This is a genomic window from Mesorhizobium sp. ArgA1, from assembly GCF_053714375.1.
The window spans coordinates 1-1,905 of the sequence record NZ_JBSKBQ010000078.1 but is presented as its reverse complement, the minus strand read 5'-3'; the positions used below and the strand labels follow the sequence as shown (position 1 = coordinate 1,905).

General features: G+C 58.5%; 1 protein-coding gene. It reads left to right on the top strand.

From position 1 onward, the window contains the following. A partial coding sequence (locus ACWGTI_RS32310) for a type I secretion C-terminal target domain-containing protein (RefSeq protein WP_454590636.1) occupies nucleotides 1-1,752 on the top strand: 1,752 nt, incomplete at its 5' end. Nucleotides 1,753-1,905 lie beyond the last annotated feature (153 nt).

The following is a 1,905-nucleotide window of genomic DNA, read 5'->3' as shown; positions in this document are numbered from 1 at the left end:
CTGAGCAGCGCCACCGGCGTGCACGGCACGCTGACCTTCAATGCCAACGGCACCTACAGCTACACGCTGACCTCGCCGGTCGACGGCGCCGATGCCAACAACGGCACCAACACCGTCAACAACGTCGAGACCTTCACCTACCAGGCCACCGACGCCAACGGCAACACCATCACCAACACCATCACCATCGACGTCACCGACGACGTGCCGACATTAGGCGCGTTTATGTCAGGCACAATTCCGAACGAGATTGGGACGGTCAACGGGACGTTTGCATTGGTTCCGGGAGCAGATGGCATCAACCACTTCAACATTACCGGGCCAGCAATCACCGGGGTGAGCTACACCACGACGGTCCAGGCTGACGGAACGACGGTGCTGCTGGCGGAGTCCTCCAGCGGAACTGACATCTATTCGCTGACTGTTCATCCTGACGGCAATTACACATTTTCGCTCATCACTCCGGATGCGGCAACAACGGTAACTCAGACGCTGACGGGATTGTCGCCAGGTGGTCCGACGCCGTTCCTCGAAACTCCGAACGGCCTGATCGAATTCACCGGCAACGGCAACGGCGTCAACTCTTCCACGCAAGGCTTCGGCGTCGACAACCAGTTCATCGACCCCAATGAAAACTTCACCATGGAGTTCCACACCTCGGCGACCGCCGGCAATGACGCGCCGACGCTCAATCCGAATTTCATAGGCAGTCTCAATTTCAATGTGAACAACGGCTCCGGTTCGGTTTCATGGACGGCGACCAATTCCGTCACCAACCAGACTCAGAACGGAACGGCCACGGTGGTGAACGGACATCTCATCATCGACCCGACAATCGACTTCAACCTGATTTCGATAACCGGCAATGCCGATGCAAAAATGAGGTTGGCGGCGGTCGACGTATCTCAAACCATACTGCCATCCGACACCACCTTGCATTTTCAGGTCAATGCGGTCGATGGGGATGGAGACGTCAGTGCAACCCAATCGCTGGACATCCATCAGGTAGCCGCGAGCTCCGGCGGATCCTTCACCCTCTCCGGCTTTGCCGGAACGGTCAACGACGTGATCGCCGGCAGCACGCATACCGATACGATCTCGGGTGGGGCCGGTACCGACATTGTCGACTATACGGGCAGTTTGGCGGCGGTCTCGATTAACCTGGCCGACGACGGTCATGCAAATGCGGCGGCATTTTCGACAAATCCGGCGGATGCGACGATCGGCGGCGGCGATGCCACCGGGGATACCCTCACAGGCATTGAAGGCCTGATCGGCGGTTCGGGCGATGACTATCTGTTCGGAAACGTCGGAGCCAATTACCTGGCGGGCGGACTGGGCAATGACACGCTGAGAGGCGAAGGCGGCGTTGACACTCTTATCGGTGGCGCCGGCAACGACACGCTGGTCGGCGGTGCCGGTAGTGACACGCTCACCGGCGGCACGGGCGCCGACACGTTCAGGCTTGAAAACCTCGATATCAAGGATCTTATCACCGACTTCAATGGCGGCGAGGGCGACAAGATCGACCTGACGTCTCTGTTCGACACCGCACCTGGCGGCGCCAATGTCGGCGACTTCGTCAACTACGATGCGGCGACGGGCACGCTCAGCGTCGACGCCAACGGCACCACCGGTGGCGCCAATTTCGTCGATGTCGCGACGCTGCAGAACCACCCTGCGGCCAACACGATCACGCTTCTTTACGACGATGGCGTGACTCAGCATACGACAACAGCAAACGTGGTTTAACGGCATGGCGCGTGGCCACGCGATCATGTTATACATTGCTAATATCGAGGGGAGTTCATCATGAAACGTTCTGCAAGACCCAACTTGAACAGTTGGAGGTGAACGGATGGCGAACACTGCCGGTTAAGCTGTTGAATTCCCTTGCCTTGAATT